Origin of the sequence: Streptomyces sp. KR80 (assembly GCF_052245555.1) — a bacterium.
GTDB lineage: Bacteria > Actinomycetota > Actinomycetes > Streptomycetales > Streptomycetaceae > Streptomyces.
In genome coordinates this window covers 1-20,249 of the sequence record NZ_JBQQCD010000038.1, presented here as the reverse complement: position 1 = coordinate 20,249, position 20,249 = coordinate 1, and the positions used below count along the sequence as shown (strand labels likewise).

Here is a 20,249-nt window from a genome sequence, read left to right as displayed (position 1 = left end):
GATTCGCCCTCCGGGCTGTCAGCCGCCAGCCTGGGGGGGCGCGCGGGCCGTACGCCGCCTACCGGACGAGGGCGGGGGGAGGGGCGACAGGTGAGGATGCGACCGAGGGGAACCGGCCCTACGGACACCCGCCGCCCCACCAGCCAGGCCTTCGCCCGCTGGCTCCCCGCCGTCCTCATCGTCGGCGGCCTCGCCTTCGAGCTCCTCACGCCGCGGCGCTTCACCGGCTCGCCGTTCTTCTCCGCGGCCCCGCTGGTCGCCGCGGCCCTCTCCACGCTGCGCGTCACGGTCGCCACCGGTGTCGTCTCCGTCGTCACCGTCCTGAGCCTGCACGCCTACTTCACCGGCACCGTCTCCGGCAGCGAGGAGATCACCGAACTGGCGACCATCCTCACCGTCGCCGGGCTCGCGGTGTTCCTCAACCGGGTCGTGCACCTCGGCCAACGCCGGCTGGCCTCGGCGCGCGGCGTCGCCGAGGCCGCCCAGCGGGCCGTGCTGCCGACGCCCGCCCCCCGCATCGGCGGGCTCCATGTCGCGGCGCGCTACGAGGCCGCACAGGCCGAGGCCAGCATCGGGGGAGATCTCTACGCCGTGCAGGACACCCCGCACGGCGTACGTCTGATCATCGGCGACGTCCGGGGCAAGGGCCTGGACGCGGTCGAGATGGTGGCCGTCGTCATCGGTGCCTTCCGGGAGGCGGCCGAGCAGGAGACGACCCTGGAGGAGGTCGCGGTCCGGCTGGAGCGCGCGCTGCAGCGCGAGACCGCGCGCCGCGAGGGACTGGAGCAGGCGGAGGGCTTCACCACCGCGGTGCTGGCTGAGGCGACGCCCGTCGTGCCCGCCGCCCTGCGGTCGGAGCCGGGCGAGGGCGCCCTGGCGGGCACCGTGCGCCTTCTCCATCGCGGCCATCCCTCCCCGCTTCTGCAGTACGCGGACGGCAGCTTGCGGGAGGCCGGTCCCGACAGGGCCTCGCTGCCGTTCGGGATGGGCGACTTGGGCGAGTGGCCGGAGCACGTGGCGGAATTCCCCTTCCCCGAGGGGGCCACGCTGCTGCTGTTCACGGACGGCGTGACCGAGGCCCGGGACGCCCGAGGAGTCTTCTACGACCCGCGGGAGCGGCTGCGCGGCCGGCTGTTCTCCGGGCCGGACGCCCTGCTCGACGCGCTGGTGGAGGACGTGGACCGGCACACCGCGGGTGGCTCGACGGACGACATGGCGCTGCTGGCCGTCAGTCGTCCGGGGCGCGGCCAGCCGGAGCGACGGCTGACGGTGGAGCTGGCGCCCGCTTCTCACGGTCCGTGATCGGACGGCACCCCTCCGCATCACAACTGACGCACGATCAGCTGTCGTGGGTTTCGGCGCAGCGGTTCAACTCGCCCGTATTAGAGATTCCGTGCCCTGGTTCGTCCCTTCGAATTTCCTTAAGGATCACACCGAACGGCTTGGAATCCCTGGCCCGGGTCTATTAACGTTCGATAACGCAGCGCGGTTGTCCCAGCCGCCACAAGAGGTGGCACCGTGCGCCGAAGCCTAATCCCGTACCACCTGCACCATTGAGCACAAGGGAGCCGGGGAACCATCCTCCTGCCGCTGATATCGGCACAGGAGGGGCCCACTTGGGGTGAATCGGACGCCTCTCCGGAGGGGTCCGTAGGAGACCTTCCTACTCCGAACCCGTCAGCTAACCCGGTAGGCGAGAAGGAAGGAAAGGAGTCCGCCCGCGTGGCGTCCAAGAGCCCTGCCCCCGAGACTCTGTCCGAGCCGGTGAATTCCCTGGGTTACGGCGCCGGGTTCGGCGAGGAGCCCCCGGCCGCCGCAGAAGGCGAGTGGAATCCGACCGCGGAGTCCGTGGGCCCCGTCCGTGGCAGGCACCGAGTCGGCAAGCAGCGTGGTGGCGGCATGGCGCGCAGCAGCGCCGTCCTCGGCGTCGGAGTCTTCGCCGCCGTGGGTGCGGGCGGCATGGCCAGCGCGCAGGACAAGCCCCCGGTCTCCATCTCGATGCCGGACATGTCGGCCGTCTCGGACAAGCTCCCGGACGCCGCGTCGCTGCCCGGCATCGGCTCCCTGATATCCGACGACGACACATCGGATGCGGCCGAAGCGCCGGCCGGCACCACCACGACGCCGCTGTCCTCGGCCGGACTCACCGACGACGAGGCCGCCCAGGGCGCCGACGCGGGTGAGGCGCTGCGGGCCCGCATCATGCGCCAGGCCGAGCAGCAGCAGAGCGCGGCGGAGGCGGCGGAGCGCGAGGCCGCCGCGAAGGCCGCGGCCGCGAAGGCCGCGAAGCTGGCTGCCGAGCAGAAGGAGCAGGCCGAGGAGGCGAAGCGGAAGGCCAAGGCAGAGGCCGAGCGCAAGGCCAGGGAAGCGGCCGCGAAGAAGGCCGAGGCCGAGCGGCTGGCCAGGCTGGCCAAGCAGTACACCCGCCCCCTCTCCTCCTACACCCTCACTTCCAGCTTCGGCGAGTCCGGATCCATGTGGTCCAACAACCACACCGGCCAGGACTTCGCCGCACCCACCGGCACCCCCGTCAAGGCGGTGCACACCGGCACCGTCACCGAGGCGGGTTGGGCCGGGTCCTACGGCTACCGGATCGTGCTCACGCTGGAGGACGGCACCGAGATCTGGTACTGCCACCTGTCGTCGATGACCATCACCTCGGGCAAGGTGACCACCGGCGACACCATCGGCCGCGTCGGCGCCACGGGCAATGTCACCGGTCCGCACCTCCACCTGGAGGTCCGGCCGGGCGGCGACTCCCCGATCGACCCGGTGGCCTGGCTGCGGGAGCGCGGCGTCAGCGTCTGACGTCCCGCCCCCACACCGCTGTCCCCGTACGCCCGCAGCCCCTGCCGTCCCTCCGACGCAGGGGCTGTCCGGGCTTCGCCGCGAGTCGGCGCCCGGGTGCGCTAGCGGCCGTACGGAGGCCCGTACTGCTGCTGCCCGTACGGAGATCCGTACGGCCGCCCGTGCTGCTGTCCGTACGGCTGTGCATGCTGCTGTCCGTACGAGGGCCCGCCCGGCGGCGACCACTGCGCCGGGATGTGAGGGCGGTCCGGGACATACGGGACATAGGGGCGGGCGGTGACCTGCGCCGCGTGGGCCAGGGCGGACCGGGCCACTTCCTTGCGCTGCCACAGGTGATGCAGCAGTTCCTGCTCGCGTGCGATGAAGTCCGCCCCCGCCGCCCCCCGGTGCGCCCGCTGCCGCAGGAACGCCAGTGCCGAGGCGAAGGACTGGTACTCGGCGACCCTGCGGGCAGCCTGCTTCCCGTGATGGCGCCGTGCCGCGTCACGGGCTATCGCACGGGCCCGCATGGAGGACAGGGCGTGCGGCTCGGGCGGGATGAGCCACCCTGCCGCGACGTAGGCGGGCAGATGGCTCCGCACGGTCTCGAGTTCGCTGCTGCGGGACCAGATCACCAGCCAGGTCAGCAGCCCGAAGACGGGGACCATGAACATGCCGTAGACGGCGATGAAGCCCGCGCCGCCGAGGGTGGCCGAGCCGTTCCAGACGGCGTGCAGCACCATCGCGGTGAGCAGTCCGGCGAGTGGCACGAGGACGCGGCGAATCCGCTGGCGGGGGGTCGCGAGGGCGGCGACCCCGAAGCCGATGCCCGTCAGGGCGGTGAAGAGGGGGTGCGCGAAGGGCGACATCACGATGCGGATGAAGAACGTGGCCGCCGTGACCGACTGGAAGCCGGAGGAGCCGAGGGCTCGGTCCTCGCCGAAGGCGTTGCCGAGATAGAGGATGTTCTCGGTGAACGCGAAGCCCGTGGCCGTGATCCCCGCTATGACGACGCCGTCGACGATGCCGTCGAAGTCCCGGCGGCGGTAGAGGAAGAGCAGCAGCAGCGCCGCGCCCTTCGCCGTCTCTTCGACGACCGGCGCGATGAAGGTGGCACCCCAGGCTTCGGCCTCCGGTGCCGAGGACGTCCCGACCCGGGCCGCGATCCACTCGGTCGCGAAGCTGTTGGCGATGATCGCCAGAAGCGTCGCGGCGCAGGCGCCCCACGCGAAGGCGAACAGCTGGTTCTTCCAGGGTTCCGGCTCGACCCGGTCGAGCCAGCGGAAGGCGGCTATCAACAGCGGCACGGGCAGCACGGCCAGGCCGAGACCCACGAGGAAGCCCTCGGTGCCGGTCTGTGCCCGGACGAGAGCGAGGATGACCAGTCCGGAGAGCGCGAGCAGCGTGATCAGCGCACCGACGCGCAGCGCTCCGCTGTGCCACAGCGCGCGCCGGGGGCGGTAACGCCACTGTGCGGGCTCGGGCATGGCGCCGAACTGCGGCTGCGCCTCGTACGCCGGTACGCCCGGCCGCTGCGGAAAGGGGTGCACCCGTCGACCCTAACCAGCGGTCGGGGTCGGTGTACGGCCGTGGGGTACTTCAGCGGCGCCGTCGGGGGGCTTCAACGGCGTACGAAGAGCAGGTCGTGCACGACGTGCCCCTTCTGCAGACCGGCGCTCTCGAACTTGGTCAGCGGCCTGAAGTCGGGCCGTGGCGCATAGCCCCCGCCAGGCTGGGTGTTCTCCAGCTCGGGGGAGGCGGACAGCACCTCGAGCATCTGCTCCGCGTACGGCTCCCAGTCGGTCGCGCAGTGCACCAGCGCGCCCGACCGCAGCCGGGAGGCGGCCAGCTCGACGAACTCGGGCTGGATCAGACGCCGCTTGTGATGGCGCTTCTTCGGCCAGGGGTCCGGGAAGTAGACGCGCAGGCCGGAAAGGGCGGCCGGCTCGAGCATCTCGCGGAGGAGGATGATTGCGTCGCCGTTGGCGACCCGGATGTTGGACAGGCCGTTCCGCTCCGCGAGACGCAGCAGATTCCCCTGGCCCGGTGTGTGGACGTCCGCGGCGAGGATGCCGGTGCCGGGATCGGCGGCGGCCATCTGCGCGGTGGCCTCGCCCATCCCGAAGCCGATCTCGAGGACGACCGGCATGTCCACGCTCGTAGATGTCGCAGTCCCGAAGAGCTTCCCGAGGTCCAGCACCTGCCGCCCGTCGATGTCCAGCCCCCACGTGTGCCACAGCCTGCGCAGCGCCTCGTCCTGCCCGGCCGTGACCCGCCCGCGCCGCGGCCGGAAGCTGCGGATCCGCCGCTCGTGGTGCGAACCGGCGGGGTCGACGGCCGGGCCGCCGGGGAAGCGCAGGCTCCGCCCCTCCCGCGGGGTGCAGCTCCCGGGCACGACACGGCGCCCGTCGTCGCCCCGCTGGGCGCCGTCGGACGGGCTGGACACATGGGTGTTCTCGGACTCGAGCACAGTGCTTCCGATTCTACGGTCGGCCGTGTTCCGCGGTGTTCTGCCTGTTCCAGGGTGCTCTACGGTCGCCCGTGCGACGCGACCGCGCCCAGCGTGGACAGCGCACGCCGCGCGATCTCCCGTCCGATCGGGAGCGAGGCGGTCGCCGCCGGCGACGGTGCGTTCAGCACATGCACCACACCGGGCGACTCGGCGAACAGGAAGTCGTCGACGAGCGTGCCGTCGCGCAGCACCGCTTGAGCCCGCACCCCCGCCCGGGCCGCGACGAGGTCGCGCTCCGCCACCTCCGGCAGGAGTCTTCGCACCGCTTCCGTGAAAGCCCGCTTCGACAGCGACCGGTGCAGCTCCCCCGCCCCGTATCGCCAGTGGCGGCGCGCCATCCGCCACGCCCCGGGATACCGCAGTGTCTCCGCCAGCTCCCCCGGCCGCACCATCCCGCGGCCGTAGCCCTCGCGGGCCAACGCAGGCACCGCATTGGGCCCGATGTGAACCGAGCCGTCGATGCCACGCGTCAGATGCACCCCCAGGAACGGGAAGGCGGGGTCGGGCACCGGATAGACCAGCCCCCGCACCAGGTCCAGCCGCTCGGGCACCAGCTCGTAGTACTCCCCCCGGAAAGGAATGATGCGCATGCCGGGGTCGTCGCCCGCCAGCCTTGCGACCCGGTCGCAGTGCAGCCCGGCGCAGTTGACCAGCGCCCCCGCCCGCAGCACCGCGCCGTCGGCTGTACGGACCGCCACCGTGGCACGGCGCCGCCCGATCACCCGAACCTCGGCCCCGTACCGGATGCGGGCCCCCGCGTCCTGCGCGAGCTCCGCCAGCTGAGCCGCGACCCCTCCGAAGTCGCACACGCCCGTGGTGCCCACATCGATCGCCGCGAGCCCGCGGACATGCGGCTCGCGCTCCGCGATCTGCGCCGGGCCCAGTTCGCGGACCGGGATCCCGTTCTCCCGCCCCCGCTGGACCAGCGCGTGCAGCCGCGGCAGCTCGGAACGCTCGGTGGCGACGATCAGCTTGCCCGTCACCTCGTACGGGATGTCGTGCTCGGCGCAGAACTTCACCATCTCCGCCGCGCCCTGAACCGCGAACCGAGCCTTCAGCGACCCCGGCCGGTAGTAGATGCCGCTGTGGATCACACCGCTGTTGCGCCCCGTCTGGTGCCGCCCGGGACCACCTTCCTTCTCCAGCACCATGACCCGGGTGCCGGGCGCGGCTCGAGTGATCGCATACGCAGCCGACAGGCCGACGATCCCGCCCCCGACCACCAGCACATCGCTGTCGTACGCCACCGCTCCACCTCCTTGGCTCACATCGGAACGGACCCGAACCGCTGCGGCCGCCTGCTACCGCCCGCACCGGCGTCCGTACTCACGATGATGCCTTGGCCCGCTGACAGCTGCGCGAAACCGGGGCGCGCCTGTCACGCCGGGGCGACCAGCAGCGGCCGGGCCCGCTCCCGGAGCTCGGCGACCTGCGGCTCGTCGCCGTACGGCTCCAGCCGGTGCAGCAGGTCGCGCACGTATTCCGTGGTCCGCGCCGACGAGATCCGCCCGGCGACCTCCACCGCGCGCGTGCCCTGCGCGCACGCCGCATCGAGGTTGCCGGACTCCAGTTCGGCGACAGCGGATACGACGAGCCGCAGCCCGTGCGAACGGATGAACTCCTCGGTCGGCCGCGACAGTGCCTGCTCGGTGAAGCGCCGTACCTGCCGAGGCGCCTTGAGGTCGCGATAGCACTCGGCGGCGTCGGCGGCGAACCGGTCCTCGCTGTAGAAGCCGAGCCACGTCGGATCCGCGTCACCGTCCCGTGACCGCTCAAGCCAGGCCTCTGCGGCCTTGAGCGACGCGCCCGCCGCCTGCGAATCGCCGGCCTTGGCGTGCGCCCGGGCCTCGACGAGCCGGAAGAAGCTCATCGTGCGGGCCGTGGCCAGGCCGCGGTTGCGTTCCAGCGCGGCCTGCGCGAGGTCCACGCCTTCGTCGGCGAAGCCTCGGTAGGTCGCCTGGAGGCTCATCGAGGCGAGAACGTACCCGCCGAGCGGGACGTCGGCCGCCGCGCGGGCCAGCCGCAGCGCCTGGATGTAGTACCGCTGCGCAGCCTCCTGCTGACCGGTGTCGAAGGCCATCCACCCCGCCAGCCGGGTGAGTTCGGCGGTGGCGCCGAAGAGCGAGCGCCCGACCTCGTCGCTGTAGGTGCCGAGCAGCAGCGGCGCGGCGTCCACCCGTAAGCATTCGGGGACCATCGACGAACGCCAGTCCCCGCCGCCGTACTTGGAGTCCCAGCGGCGCGCGTCCTCGGCCGCCTCGCGCAGCTTCCGCACATCGCTGTGGCCGACCCGCTGGACCTTTCCGTCCAGACCGCTCGCCTCGGCCTCCCGCGCGTCGCGGCCGGCCGCGCTGTCGGCCGGGGTTATCAGCCAGCGGGACGCGGGAGTCGCATAGGCGCTGACGGAGAACGACCCGGCCAGGCTCTGCCAGATGCCTCCGCCGCCCGCCCGGCGGCCGGCCAGGTCCAGCCGGTAGAGCTCCGTCGCCGACCGCACGGCGGCGCTCACATCGCGCGGGAAGGCGAGGCCGACCTCCGGCGCCGGGTCGGCGTCCGCGAGGCCGATTTCGTGCAGCGGCACGGGCCGGCCGAGCTTGCTGCCGATGGCGGCGGCGATGAGATGGGGTGCGGCGCCCTGCGGCACCATGCCTTTGGTCACCCATCGGGCGACCGACGTCTTGTCGTAACGAAGCGTCAGTCCGCGTTGCGCGCCAAGGTCGTTGACTCTCCGCGCGAGTCCGGCGTTGCTGATCCCCGCGAGGGCGAGAACGGTGCCGAGCTTCTCGTTCGGCCCGCGTTGCTCCCTGGACATGCGCCACCCCTCGACACACCGTCGGCCGCCCCGGCATAGGCACGGGGCATTCGTAAACCCAGCGTAGTTCGCCACATCCCGACCGTTAAGGGGCGGCGTTCCGGATGGCGAGATTGTTGTCCGCACTGGAGTGCGTGCCGGAGATCGCGTGCTCCCGGTTCGTGTGGCCGTGCGCCCGGCCGTGCGCTCTGCCCTGGCCACCGGGACGGCGCTTCCATGGTGGTGCGTGGGTCGGCCCGCTGCGCTGGGTCCAGTGGGCTGGGGGACACCGTCACCTCATTCCCCGCGGGTGGCGGACCGGTCCGGGAGACGGTTACGTCTCCCGGACTGCGCCGTTCTGCGCTGATGCACCCGCGCTCGCGCCCTCGCCGAGATTGGCCGAATCCCGCTCCTCGATGGAGGTTTCGACCGCCGCCTCCCGTACACGAGCGGGCCTGCTCGTCAGCGGGGTCTCATCAAGGGCGCTCGTCGTGTGCGTATGCGCTCCTTGTCCTGGTCCCGTGCGCCCCGTGGCGTGGCAGCATGGTCCCGAGCAGGGGCCCTGCGGAGGCCGGACGGCGCCCGGCGGGTTCGATGCCGGAACCGCCGGTGACTGTGCATGATGACTGCTACTTCTTGGTTGTCCACACCCTGTGGAGGCGGCGATGCGGTGGTTGGTCGGATGGAGCAGTGCCGCCGCGGTACCGGTCTCGGGGGAGGGACGCACGGTCCATCCGGTGGGCGCCCAACTCCTGTGGGGCGACCCGGATCCGCTCTGGGCCGTCGGCGACTGGCGCCCCGATGAGGTGCGCGTCGTCCAGGCCGACCCCATGACCCGGCTCGCCGTCCTCGGCTGCTGCGGAGCCAGTGACGAGCAGCTGCGCGCGGGCCTGTTCACCGCCCGGGGCGGCGCACTCCGGCACCTCACCGCCTGGCCCGGCAGCTACACCGCCGTCGCCCAAGTCGGCCGCCGCATCACCGTGGTGGGGGACCTGGCCGGTGCGCGGCCCGTCTTCCACACCCCCTGGGCGGGCGGCACCGCATACGCGACCGCGGCGCTGCCGCTGGCCGACCTCATCGAGGCGCAGCTCGACATCGGCCACCTCGCCGCGCTGCTCGCCTGCCCGGACGTGCCCGAGGCCCTGGGCGACGGCACACCGTACGAGGGCGTGCGGCGCCTGCCGCCCGGGCACGCGCTGATCCTGCGTGACGGTGCGCGTGAGATCGCCGGGTACGAGCCGACCGCCTCGCTCGCCGTCGCCGCCCCACAGGTCGAGGCCGCCAAGGCGGTCGACGGCGTGCGGGACGCACTCGTCGAGGCCGTACGGGCCCGGCTCGCCGCGCCGCGGCACGCGCCCGAGGTGCCCGAGCCCGACCCCGGGCCGGTGCCGGGCATGGGCCCCGCCGACCGGAGGGCGGCGCGCGGCGGCCCCGCTCCGGGCATCGGCGCCGACCTCTCCGGCGGCAGTGCCTCCTCGACGCTCGCGCTGCTGGCGGCAGGCCTGCCAGGCGTACCGGGGACGCCGCTCGGGCACGGCCGCACCGGGGCGGGCGAGCGGCTGCTCGCCGTCACCTTCAACGATCTGGCGACGGCCGGGCCCGGCGAGGGCGGTGGGCAGGCGCACCTGACGCGCGAGGCCGAGCTCGAGCGCGCCCGCAGCATCGCCGACAACCCCCGTCTGCATCATGTCGTCGTCGCATCCGGGGCCGAGGCCCTGCCGTACGCGGACCTGGACAGCGGGCCGTTGACGGACGAGCCCGGTCCTTCGCTCGTCGTCGCGGAACGGCACCGGCGACGGCTCTCGGCCGGCAGCGCCGACCATCTGGTGGGGAACGGGGCACGACAGGTCCTGGACGCCCATCCGGCGCGGCTGGCCGACCTGCTGATGGACCGTCGGCGATGGCTGCTGCTGCGGCCCGTGGCTGCGCTGGCGAGGGCGGACGGGCCGTCTGCGCATTCGCTGTTCGTACCGTTCACCGTCTATCGGGCGGCACGCAGGCTGGCCCGTACCCCGTACCGGGAGGGGGTGCGCGACCTCGCAGCGCATCTGCTGGAGCGCCGGTTCGACGGGGGCGAGGACGGGGGCACCGGGACGGTCGGCGGCAGCGGTGGCGGGGGCAATGGCGCGGCGGCGGGGGCTGCGGGACCTGTGGACGCCTCGCTGGCGGCCCTCGCCTGGGGCCGCCCCGGGCCCGCCGCGCGCTGGCTCACGGGTGAGGCGCTCGCTGAAGTATCGGTTCGCCTGCAGGATGCGGCGTCCCGGCCGGGCCCAGTGGAACGCCCCGGCGAACGGCGGGCACGGGCCGCCCTGGCCCGGTACGCACTCGACCACCGCGTCCTCGAACAGGCCGCGGAGGTACGTAGCCAGCGCCTCCATGCGCCCTTCCTCGACAACCAGGTCGTCCGGGCCTGCCGCGCGCTCCCCGAGGCGCTGCGCGTGCAACCGGGGGCGCGCGCCTCGGTGTTGCGCGCTGTGCTTGCGGGTGCGGGCATCCACGATCTTCCGGCCGGGTGGGGCGCCACGTCCCATGCCTCCCACGCCGCCGCCGTGCGGGCCGGACTGCGGGTGGCGGTGGGCGACCTCGTCGCCCTCTTCGACGCGCCGCTCCTGGCCGACGCCGGCCTGGTCGAGGCCCGCGTCGTCCGCAAGGCGCTGAGGGCTGCGGCCGAGGGCGAGCCGCTGCCGCTGGACGGGCTGGCGGACCTGGTCTCCACGGAGCTGTGGCTGCGCCGTCTCCTCTCGCGCCGCGGCAGCTGCTGGACGGGCTCCCCCGCAGCCTCCCGCCAACGCGCGGTAGCGGGCGGCGTGATGCCCCGCCCCGCGCTCTGACCGCCCCGCTCGCTGCCGGACCGCTCCGCGGCGGGGGCGGTGGGCTGGGCTGTGGGGCCTCAGCGTTGGCACCTACTGAAACGGGTGGGTGGGTGGAGACGAAACCCCGGCCGGAGGCCGGGGGCCGGGCTTGGGAGTGCAACCGCCCGGCTTCGAGGCGCGGGTTGGCGCGGAGCGGCCCGACCGGCGAGGTCAGCGGCAGGAGATGCGGGCCCGCGCCCAGTCCGCAACTGCCGCGTTGCCGAGTGTCGATCGCGCGTCGACCACCAGCCGGATTGTCTCGAGCCCGGCCAGCGGCACATGGACGGGTACGGCCGCGTCGCCGCCCCGCACCACGCCCGAGCGCCACAGCCGGGTCCCGTCCCCGTACACGGAGAACCGGACGGCACCGATGCCCAGCGTCATGTCGTCGACGCCGACGAGCGCGTCGTACGCCGTGCAGGAGCGGTTGAGGTCGATCGTGACGGATGAGTTGGCGTGCACACTCGCCCCGTCGTCGTAACGGGTACCGCCGATCCACATGCTGGAGCGCTGCCACAGCCAGGAGCTTCCGGTCAGTCGCACCTCAGGTTCCGTGCCGTCCCCGGTGACGTCGAAGTTCAGCCGGTTGATCTGGTAGGCCGTCGGGGCGGGGGGCGGCGGCTTCGGGGTCGGCTTGGGCGGTGCCGACGTCGGGGGGCGGGGCGGTGCCGGCTCCGGCGGCGCCGGCTTCCGGGTGGGAGCGGGCTTCGGCCCCCCGGCGGGGGTGGGCTCCGATGAGGGGGCGGGCGGCTTGGGCGCCGGCTTGGGCGCCCCGGGCTTCGGCTCGGACGGCGGAGCGGGCCCGGGCTCGGTCCCTGGCGGCACGACGGGCGCCGCCGAGGGCTTGGCCGCCCGCGGCTCCTTCATCGGCTCGCCGTCCCCCACGGTCAACGCGAGCACAGTCGCCGCGGCCACGGCGAGCGCACCCGCGGCGATGCCCACCTTCACCGGGAGGCCGAGGCCTTCGGAGGCGGCTCCCGCACCGGCTCCGGAGCTCGCACCGGCTCCGGAGCTCGCACCGACGCTCGTACCGCCCGTCGCCGCGGCTCCGCCCTCACTTGCGGCAGCGCCCGCCGCGGCCCCTGCCGCGACCCCGGCACCGGCCGCGACCCCGGCCGCCTTGAGCGCGTAACCGGCGGCGAACCAGCCGATCACCGCCACGGGAAGCACCGCCCCCAGACGCTCGTTGACGTCCTTGACCTCCAGCGCGGCCGTACGACACCGAGAGCAGATCTCCAGGTGCCTGCGGAGCCCCCGCTCGGCCCGCACCCGCAGGCCGCCACGCGCGTACGCACCGAGCCGGTCGGCGTACCGCGCGCAGTCCCCGCCCGAGATGAGCGACGCGTTCACATGCGCCTGCAGATAGGCCTGCTTCAGGCCCTCCCGCGCCCGGTGTGCCAGCACCGCCGTGGCGTTCGCGGTCAACCCGAGCAGTGGGGCCACCTCGCTGGGCGACTCCTTCTCCACCGTCGTGTGCCACAGCACCGTCTGCCAGCGCTCCGGAAGGCTGCGGAACGCCTGGACGGCCAGCGACTGTTCGGCCTTGCGCATGGCGCGCACATCCGCACCCAGGTCCAGCGTGCCCTCGTCGGACCCGGGCGCCCGCGCCGCCGACGCCGCGAACACCGCGAAGTCCTCGACCAGCTGCTCCCGCTTCGCGCTGCCGGCCCACATCGCCGCCACGCGCCGCACCGTGGTCAGCAGATAGGCGCGCACCGCCGAGTCCGGGCCCGCACCGCCGCGCACCGCCTGCAGCGTCCGCGCGAACACCTCGCCGGTCAGGTCCTCCGCCGTGTGGGCGTCGCGGCAGCAGGTCCGGGCGTACCGGCGCACCACGTCCGCGTGCCGCCGGTACAGCTCCTCGTACGCGCTGTCGTCCCCGTCGCGCAGCCGCGAGACCAGGTCGGCGTCCGAGGGCGGCAATCCCACCGGTGCGGCACCGGCGTCACGCTGCTGCGGAACGCTCGCGTCCCGACCCTCGGACACAGCCGACGGCCCGTCCCGCTCTTCAGCGCTCATGGCGGAGACCCCCTACCCACAGTCACGCGCGACCACCCGGTCAGCGTCCCACAACCGCAGCGACCGCTCCCCGTTCATCCCACCAACCCACTCGTCCGGGCGTCCTCGCGCCGTGGACCGTGCCCTGAAGCGGTGAAGCAGACACTCTGCGGATGCTCAACGGACCGGCGTGCCATGGATCGTGGGCGTATGGGCGTCGCTGCTCAGCCGTTCAGGCCGGTCACGCCACGGGGCGGGACCGCAGTCCCTCCAGCAGGATGTCGAGCAGCCGCGCCGATGCGGCCTGCTGCTGCGCCGGGTCCGGGAGCGACGGCGCAGCGGTCGCTATCACCAGCAACACATCCGCCACCGTCACGTCCGCGCGCAGCTCGCCCGCCGCCCGCGCCCGCTCGACGAGCTGACCGACGACGTCCAGCAGCGCCGACGACCCCGGGTCGTCCGCCCCCGGTTCAACGGCCGCCGAGTGGGCCGCTTCCGACTGCGGCCGCTGCTCGACCAGCCGCAGTCCCGGCTGGGGCTGCCGCTGCTGTGGCAGCCGCACGGCCTCGGCGGCCTGCGTTTCGGGGTCGACCCGGACCCGCAGCACCTGCGGCGGCAGCAGTCGGCCGGCACCCGACGCCACTGAGGTCCGCAGGAAGCGGGACAGCGCCGACCACGGCTCGTCCTCCTGGCCCAGCGCGGCTCGGGCCTGCTCGGTCAGCCGGGCCGTCTCCTCCTCGGCTATTCGCCGGACCAGTACGTCCTTGCTCGGAAACCGCCGGTAAACGGTCCCCACGCCGACCCGCGCCCGGCGTGCCACGTCCTCCATCGGCGCCCCGTAGCCCAGCTCCCCGAAGACCTCGCGCGCGGCGCGCAGGACATGCTCGAGATTGCGTTGGGCGTCCACACGCAGCGGTGCCGAGCGCCCGCTCGGGCCGGCAGTCACTGCGCCGCCGCCCGTCGTGCCCGCGTGCCCGCCCCCGTCGGCGGCAACAGCGGTCGACCAATGAGAAGAGCCCTGAATATGCATCTGCATTCCCCCGGTAAAAGGCGTCTCCCCCCGGAGACCCCCGCCCTGACTGCCGGGGGCGGTCTGGGCACCCCGGCGAGGTACGAACATAGTTGAGCCCAGGTCAAGAAAGAAGAGCAAGTTCGGCCCGTCCCCACCGCCGATCGGAGTACGACCTCGTTCCCTTCCGGTTCCGTGCCCCCGGAGCACCTCTGTTCGCGCTCTGACCTGCGTCACTGTCCCATACCCCGGGAGGTCGCCGGCACCCTGCCGCGAGCTTCCGCCGGTCACACATTCGGTCGAGCCTGTGGACAAAATCCAGCCGCCAGTGCCTCATGGGAGAGTGCTGTGAGCAACGTCGCGAGGAGACCCTCTGTGAAGGAACCGGCGCGCATTCTCGTTGTCGGCGGTGGCTACGTCGGGATGTACACCGCGCTGCGCCTCCAGCGGAAGCTGAAGCGCGGCGAGGCCGAGATCACCGTGGTCGACCCCGAGCCCTACATGACGTACCAGCCGTTCCTTCCCGAGGCGGCGGCCGGTTCGATCTCCCCGCGGCACGTCGTCGTGCCGCTGCGCCGGGTCCTGGACAAGTGCCAGGTCGTCGTCGGCGAGGCGCAGTCGATCGACCACGCCAAACGCACCGCGACCGTCACCACCCTCGCCACGGAAGAGGAGGGCACCGGTGCAATCGAGCTGCACTACGACGAGCTGGTCCTCGCGCCCGGCTCCGTCTCCCGCACCCTCCCGGTCCCCGGCCTCGCCGACCACGGCATCGGCTTCAAGACCGTCGAGGAGGCCATCGGCCTGCGCAACCATGTGCTGGAGCAGCTGGACATCGCCTCCTCCACCCGGGACCCCGAAGTCCGCGACGCGGCCCTGACCTTCGTCTTCGTCGGGGGTGGCTACGCGGGCGTGGAGGCGCTCGCCGAGCTCGAGGACATGGCCCGCTTCGCCTCCCGCTACTACCACAACGTCTCCCCCGAAGACATGAAGTGGATCCTCGTGGAGGCGACCGGGAGGATCCTCCCGGAAGTGGGCGCGGAGATGGGCACGTACGCCGTCCGCGAGCTGCGGCGCCGCAACATCGACGTACGCCTGGAGACCCGCCTCGACAGCTGCGAGGACCGGGTGGCCCAGCTCAGCGACGGCTCCCGCTTCCCGACGCGCACCCTCGTCTGGACGGCGGGCGTCAAGCCGCACCCCATCCTGGCCGCGACCGACCTGCCGCTGAACGAGCGAGGGCGCCTCGTCTGCACCGCCGGCCTCCGCGTCGCGGGCGTGGAGCACGCGTGGGCCGCCGGTGACGCGGCGGCCGTTCCGGATCGTACGGCCGCGGAGCCGGGCAAGGAATGCGCGCCCAACGCCCAGCACGCGCTCCGTCAGGCCAAGGTGCTGGCCGAGAACATCATCGCGTCCCTGCGCGGCGAGCCGGTGAAGGACTACGAGCACGCGTACGTCGGCTCCGTCGCCTCTCTCGGTCTCCACAAGGGCGTGGCACACGTCTACGGGCGGAAGGTGAAGGGCTACCCCGCCTGGTTCATGCACCGCGCCTACCACCTGAGCCGCGTGCCGACCGTCAACCGGAAGGCACGGGTGCTCGCCGAATGGACCCTGTCCGGGCTCTTCAAGCGGGAAATCGTTTCGCTGGGCTCGCTGGAGCATCCGCGCGCCGAGTTCGAACTCGCGGCGGGCACCGGTCGGCACAACGAGACGACGTGACCTCGTGACCCCGCTCGTGGACCCGCCGTCCTGCTTACCCGCCGCGCGGAAGGCCGGGCGGAGACCGCATCCGTGGTGTGGTCCCTGAGCGTCTCCCGAAGGCCCCGCGCGGCGCCGCCCGCGGCTGCGGATGCCCCCTGGGTGTGACGCTGGTGCGACCCTCCGCGAAGGCGGAACTCCCCGGCGGCCACCACCGTCTGACGTATGTCAGTCCGGTCGGCCACACTGGACATGTGACCATGGGTGGGGCCGCACTTACGAAGAGTGCATGCAGCCCACGCAGCTGCACCCTGACCGGCCCGGCTGACCCCGAAGCGACCTCACGAGGCAAGACTCAGTGAATTTCACCCGCTGGAGCGCCCGGCTCCCCGGAACACAGCGACGCGCCGCCGCGCGGACCGACCGCGGCGCGCGCCCTGCGCAGCCACCGGCAGCAGCGGCAGGCGGGAGCCCCGTGCCCGCCGCGCGCGGCGAGCACGGTGACCGCGGTGACCGGGGCGAGTTCGCGCTCTCGGGCCGTGCGTCCGGGGCGGCCGTTTCCGCGCAGGCCGCACACCCGACCGTGGACGGCCTCTCCGTTCACGACGTTCTCGGTCAAGTCCCGGGGCCGGTGGCGGTTGTGTACGGCGCGGACCACCGCATCGCGTACGTCAACGAGGCGTACGCCGCCGTCTTCGGCCCGCGCGCGCCCGGCGCACCCGCTCGCGAAGCGCTCCCCGAGCTCGCGGAGCTCGGCCTCCTCCCCCTGATGGACCAGGTCCTGCGCAGCGGAAAGCCGCGCACGGTCAAGTCCCGCCGCGTGCCGCGACCGGGCCCCGGCGCACCGGGGGCCGACGTCGTCAACCGAGCGCGCTCGGGCTACTTCACCTTCACCTGCAGCCCCATCGATATCGCCGCCGCAGCCCCCGCCCCGGACCTCGGCCCCGCACTCCCCTCCGATCCGGACGGCGACGCCGCTCCCGCGCGGGCAGCCACCCCACCGCACCGCGGCGTCCTGGTCTTCGCCGCCGACGTCACCGACCAGGTCGAAGCCGCCGAGCGGCTGCGCGCCAGTGAACGGCGGCAGCGCGAGGCCGCGGTCACCCTCCAGCGCAGCCTCCTCCCGCAGAAGTTGGAGCAGCCGGACGATCTGCGCGTCGCCGCCACGTACCAGCCGGGTGGCACGGACGCGGCCGTCGGCGGCGACTGGTACGACGTCATCACCCTCGGCGCCGGCCGCACCGCCCTGGTCATCGGCGATGTGATGGGTCGTGGGGTACGCGCCGCCGCCGTCATGGGCCAGCTCCGGACAGCCGTACGGGCCTACGCCCGCCTCGACCTGCCTCCGCACGAGGTGCTCCAACTCCTGGACGGCCTGGCAGCCGAGATCGATGCCAGCCAGATCGCCACCTGCGTCTACGCCGTTCACGACCCCAACGAAGGCCGTCTCGGCTACGCCTCAGCGGGCCACCTTCCGATCCTCGTCCGCGATCCGGACGGCACGGTGCACCGCGCGGCGGAACCCACCGGTCCACCACTGGGCACCGGCGGCTGGCTTCACACCTCGGGCTCCCTGCCTATGGGCCCCGGCTCCACCGCCGTCCTCTACACGGACGGCCTGGTGGAGCGGCGCGACGCGGACATCGACGAGGGCGTCGCCGCGCTCGAACGCGCGCTCGCGGGCGCGACGGGCTCACCACAGGTCATGTGCGACCGACTCATCCGCGCTCTCGGCGTCACCTCTGACCACGATGACGACGTCGCCGTTCTCGTCCTTCAACACCCCGCCCGTACGGGCCACGACGCGGAGCTCTTCCACAACGCGGCGCTGGAGTTGCTGGGCGGCGTGGAGGCCGCGCCACGCGCGCGTGCCTTCGCCTCCGGTGTCCTCGCCAGCTGGCGCTTCCCGGCCGAACTGCGAGACCTCGGCGTCCTGGCGACCAGCGAGCTGGTGGCCAACTCCCTCCAGCACGGCACCCCGCCGATGCGGTTGCGGCTGCGGCGCACCGACCGCCGCCTGATCATCGAAGTCACGGACGGCGACGACCACCTGCCCCGCAGGCGCCGCGCCGAACCGGTGGACGAGGCGGGCCGCGGCATCTCGATCGTCGCCACGATCGCCTCGTCCTGGGGCTCCCGCCGCACGCCGGGCGGCGGCAAGGCGGTCTGGTGCGAGTTCGCCCTTCCGGCGGTCAGCGCGTGAACGACCTGCTCCTTGGGGAGAGGCGAGCGGCTCGACCAGGGCGGTAAGGACGCCCGGTCTGCTCGCTTCGCGACGAAGAGTGGCGTCACGCAGGAGCAGTGCGGCGTAAGGCCACGAGCGCGGCGACCGCCCCGCCGGTCATCCCGCCTCCCCAGGTGCCCGGGGAGCCAGGCGCAGCAGGCCTGCGTCAGGCCGCGGCTCCGACGGGCTCAACCTCCGCCCGCTGTACGGACACGGGAGCCCCACTCGTGGCCGGTCCGGCAGGGGCTGATGCCGTGACAGCACCCGGAGTCCGCGGCGCCTGGGGCGCGGCGCGGAGCGGGCTGTCCTGCGCCGCGGTCAGGCTGCGCCCCAGCCGCAGTGCGAGGACGGTGATCCCCAGGGAGCACCCGATGAGCAGCGCGATGTACGGCCCGTACATCGAGGCTCCCGCCATCAGCCCGCCCACCGCGGGCCCGACGGCCAGCGCCAGCTGCTTCACCAGAGCGAAGGCGGAGTTGTACTGCCCGACGAGCGAGGACGGCGCCAGATCCGCCACCAGGGGGGCCACGGTCGGGGACAGCATCGCCTCGCCCAGCCCGAAGAGCGCGTACGTCGAGATGATCGACGCCGTTGCGATGACCGGGCTCCCGGGGACCAGCCCCGACACACCGGCGGCCACCCAGGCCACCGTCCAGATCAGCCCGACGAACGCGACGACGCTGCTGCGCCGCCGCCGCTCCACGAGTTTCAGCACGGCGAACTGCGCCAGCACGATGGCCGTGGTGTTGGCGGCCAGTGCCACCCCCAGCATCGTCGGAGAGATCCGAGCGACCTCGACCGCGAATGCGGAGAGTCCCGACTCGAACTGCCCGTAGCAGGCGAAGAACATCACAAAGCCCAGCCCGCACAGCTGCACCATGGCCCGGTCCCTGAGCAGCGAGCCCCAGCCGCCCTTCCGCCCGTCGGTCGGTATCAGGTCGTCGACACGAGGAACCCTGGGCAACCGCACACTCGCCACCGCGGCACCCAGCACCAGAAACATCACGGCCTCGATCGAGAACAGCGTCACGAAGCTCGACACCCGTGAGGTGTCGACGATGAGCCCGCCGAGCAGACCACCGACTCCCAAGCCCAGGTTCTGCAGAAAGAACTGCATGGCGAAGGCGCGCGACCGCGTCGCGGTCGTCGAGCACCACACGATCATCGTGGCCAGAGTGGGCTGGATGACCGCGATACCGGCACCGAGAAGCCCCGCCGAGGCGATGACCAGCGGCTCGCTGCCCGCAAGCCCGAGCCCCATCGACCCGGCAGCAGCGGCAACCGAACCGGCGAGGGCAACAAGCAGCGGACCACGCCGGTCGATGACCCGACCGGTGAAGGGCAGGACGAGCAGCGCGGCCACCGCGAACGTCGCGAGCACCACGCCTGCGGTGCTCGCGCCGAGACCCCGAACCTGCGCCACATAGATGAACAGGAACGGGACGGTGAAGCCATTGCCGAACGCGCTCAACGCGTTGCCCAGTTGGATCCGGCGCAGCGCTGCGCCCATCGCGGTGGTCACACTCACCTACCCAGGTCGAGAGAGAGGAAAGAGAAGTCGACGGTCGAAGTCTGAAGACTTCAACACTAAAGTTCAGGCCTAAAGAGTACAGATGCAAGGACTTCAAGGCCAATCAATTGCATGCGATACTCACCACATGGCTGACATCCCCGCCCCCAGCGAGCCCGGCGTCGAGCCGAGCCTCGAGGAACAGATCGCGGCCTACCAGCGCGAATTCCGCGGCCTCGACCCCCAGGTGGAGCAGGTCGTCTCCGCGCTCCAGCGCCTGAACCGCCGGATGAACGTCGCGTACGGGCGGCAGACCGCGACCCTCGGCATCAGCAACGCCGAGTGGGAGGTCCTCAAGGCCCTCGTCCTGTCCGGCGCTCCGTACCGGATGGGACCGGGTGACCTCGCCAAGCGCCTCGGCCTCACGCCGGCCGCGATGACCCACCGCGTCGACCGAATGGCGGGCGAGGGGCTGGTGACGCGCGAGCGGGACGAGAAGAACCGGGTACGGGTCATCGTCGAACTGACGGCGGAGGGGCGGGAGAAGTGGCTCGAGGCCATGCGGATGGCCTCGGTCTTCGAGGAGGACCTCCTCCAGGACCTCTCCCCGAGGGAGCGCGGGCAGCTCGGTGAGATGCTCACCCGACTCTTGCGACGGGTGGAGCACGCTCAACCGGACTCGGGTGGACGCCTGTTGGACCTCGACTGACGCAAGTTGACACCGGCGGTGCGGATCCGTACTGTTCTCCAGGTTGTCGCGGAGTCAGCCGACTCTGTGGGCAGCCACTCGAGCCGCACCGGCGGCAAACTACTTTGCACGATCTCCTTGCGGGGACGATTTCGGCGTGCCGAAATTCGGTCCGAAAGG

Annotated in this window: 13 protein-coding genes and 1 riboswitch; of the genes, 6 read left to right on the top strand and 7 right to left on the bottom strand. The window is 72.7% G+C overall.

Annotation, left to right across the window (positions count from 1 at the left end; translation table 11 throughout):
• The first annotated feature begins 15 nt into the window (after positions 1–15).
• The gene (locus tag ACTWQI_RS29360) at positions 16–1,302 is read left to right on the top strand and encodes a PP2C family protein-serine/threonine phosphatase (protein WP_443275070.1); all 1,287 of its coding nucleotides are present in this window, start codon (positions 16–18) and stop codon (positions 1,300–1,302) included.
• Positions 1,303–1,517: 215 nt separating this feature from the next.
• Positions 1,518–1,711: riboswitch (cyclic di-AMP (ydaO/yuaA leader) on the top strand.
• Between the two features lie 11 nt (positions 1,712–1,722).
• Positions 1,723–2,808, top strand: coding sequence for a M23 family metallopeptidase (locus tag ACTWQI_RS29355; protein WP_443275062.1), 1,086 nt, complete (start codon positions 1,723–1,725; stop codon positions 2,806–2,808).
• Positions 2,809–2,909: 101 nt separating this feature from the next.
• Here the strand turns inward: ACTWQI_RS29355 and ACTWQI_RS29350 are convergent, their stop codons facing one another.
• The 4 genes from ACTWQI_RS29350 to ACTWQI_RS29335 all read right to left on the bottom strand — a co-directional run bounded on the left by ACTWQI_RS29350 (position 2,910) and on the right by ACTWQI_RS29335 (position 8,111).
• Positions 2,910–4,274, bottom strand: a complete 1,365-nt coding sequence (locus tag ACTWQI_RS29350) for a PrsW family intramembrane metalloprotease (protein WP_443275068.1) — start codon at positions 4,272–4,274, stop codon at positions 2,910–2,912.
• Between the two features lie 134 nt (positions 4,275–4,408).
• On the bottom strand, positions 4,409–5,257 hold the full coding sequence (gene trmB, locus ACTWQI_RS29345; RefSeq protein WP_443275060.1) for a tRNA (guanosine(46)-N7)-methyltransferase TrmB: 849 nt from the start codon (positions 5,255–5,257) through the stop codon (positions 4,409–4,411).
• Positions 5,258–5,316: 59 nt separating this feature from the next.
• The gene (lhgO, locus tag ACTWQI_RS29340; protein WP_443275058.1) at positions 5,317–6,546 is read right to left on the bottom strand and encodes an L-2-hydroxyglutarate oxidase; all 1,230 of its coding nucleotides are present in this window, start codon (positions 6,544–6,546) and stop codon (positions 5,317–5,319) included.
• A gap of 131 nt (positions 6,547–6,677) precedes the next feature.
• The gene (locus tag ACTWQI_RS29335) at positions 6,678–8,111 is read right to left on the bottom strand and encodes an MFS transporter (RefSeq protein WP_443275056.1); all 1,434 of its coding nucleotides are present in this window, start codon (positions 8,109–8,111) and stop codon (positions 6,678–6,680) included.
• A gap of 644 nt (positions 8,112–8,755) precedes the next feature.
• Between ACTWQI_RS29335 and ACTWQI_RS29330 the strand changes: the two genes are divergently transcribed.
• A complete protein-coding gene (locus ACTWQI_RS29330) occupies positions 8,756–10,921 on the top strand; it encodes an asparagine synthase-related protein (protein WP_443275054.1) in 2,166 nt (721 codons plus the stop codon).
• A 192-nt stretch (positions 10,922–11,113) separates the two neighbouring features.
• Here ACTWQI_RS29330 and ACTWQI_RS29325 read toward each other — a convergent pair whose 3' ends face one another.
• Together ACTWQI_RS29325 and ACTWQI_RS29320 are read right to left on the bottom strand one after the other, a co-directional pair.
• On the bottom strand, positions 11,114–12,961 hold the full coding sequence (locus tag ACTWQI_RS29325) for a sigma-70 family RNA polymerase sigma factor (protein WP_443275052.1): 1,848 nt from the start codon (positions 12,959–12,961) through the stop codon (positions 11,114–11,116).
• A 220-nt stretch (positions 12,962–13,181) separates the two neighbouring features.
• Positions 13,182–13,970 (bottom strand): TetR/AcrR family transcriptional regulator, encoded by a 789-nt coding sequence (locus tag ACTWQI_RS29320; RefSeq protein ID WP_443275051.1) that lies wholly within the window; start codon positions 13,968–13,970, stop codon positions 13,182–13,184.
• 402 nt (positions 13,971–14,372) lie between these two features.
• On the opposite strand from ACTWQI_RS29320, the gene ACTWQI_RS29315 reads away from it, so the two are divergent.
• Together ACTWQI_RS29315 and ACTWQI_RS29310 are read left to right on the top strand one after the other, a co-directional pair.
• Complete coding sequence (locus ACTWQI_RS29315; protein WP_443275066.1) at positions 14,373–15,668, top strand: NAD(P)/FAD-dependent oxidoreductase; 1,296 nt, start codon at positions 14,373–14,375, stop codon at positions 15,666–15,668.
• A 337-nt stretch (positions 15,669–16,005) separates the two neighbouring features.
• The gene (locus ACTWQI_RS29310) at positions 16,006–17,850 is read left to right on the top strand and encodes an ATP-binding SpoIIE family protein phosphatase (RefSeq protein ID WP_443275049.1); all 1,845 of its coding nucleotides are present in this window, start codon (positions 16,006–16,008) and stop codon (positions 17,848–17,850) included.
• 187 nt (positions 17,851–18,037) lie between these two features.
• Here ACTWQI_RS29310 and ACTWQI_RS29305 read toward each other — a convergent pair whose 3' ends face one another.
• A complete protein-coding gene (locus ACTWQI_RS29305) occupies positions 18,038–19,393 on the bottom strand; it encodes an MFS transporter (RefSeq protein WP_443275064.1) in 1,356 nt (451 codons plus the stop codon).
• A gap of 136 nt (positions 19,394–19,529) precedes the next feature.
• On the opposite strand from ACTWQI_RS29305, the gene ACTWQI_RS29300 reads away from it, so the two are divergent.
• A complete protein-coding gene (locus ACTWQI_RS29300; RefSeq protein WP_443275047.1) occupies positions 19,530–20,090 on the top strand; it encodes a MarR family winged helix-turn-helix transcriptional regulator in 561 nt (186 codons plus the stop codon).
• The last annotated feature ends 159 nt before the right edge of the window (positions 20,091–20,249 follow it).

Coding starts and splice junctions, on each gene's coding strand:
- ACTWQI_RS29350 (WP_443275068.1), bottom strand. CDS start 4,274: ATGCCCGAGCCCGCACAGTGGCGTTACCGCCCCCGGCGCGCGCTGTGG.
- ACTWQI_RS29335 (WP_443275056.1), bottom strand. CDS start 8,111: ATGTCCAGGGAGCAACGCGGGCCGAACGAGAAGCTCGGCACCGTTCTC.
- ACTWQI_RS29330 (WP_443275054.1), top strand. CDS start 8,756: ATGCGGTGGTTGGTCGGATGGAGCAGTGCCGCCGCGGTACCGGTCTCG.
- ACTWQI_RS29325 (WP_443275052.1), bottom strand. CDS start 12,961: ATGAGCGCTGAAGAGCGGGACGGGCCGTCGGCTGTGTCCGAGGGTCGG.
- ACTWQI_RS29320 (WP_443275051.1), bottom strand. CDS start 13,970: ATGCATATTCAGGGCTCTTCTCATTGGTCGACCGCTGTTGCCGCCGAC.
- ACTWQI_RS29315 (WP_443275066.1), top strand. CDS start 14,373: ATGTACACCGCGCTGCGCCTCCAGCGGAAGCTGAAGCGCGGCGAGGCC.
- ACTWQI_RS29300 (WP_443275047.1), top strand. CDS start 19,530: ATGGCTGACATCCCCGCCCCCAGCGAGCCCGGCGTCGAGCCGAGCCTC.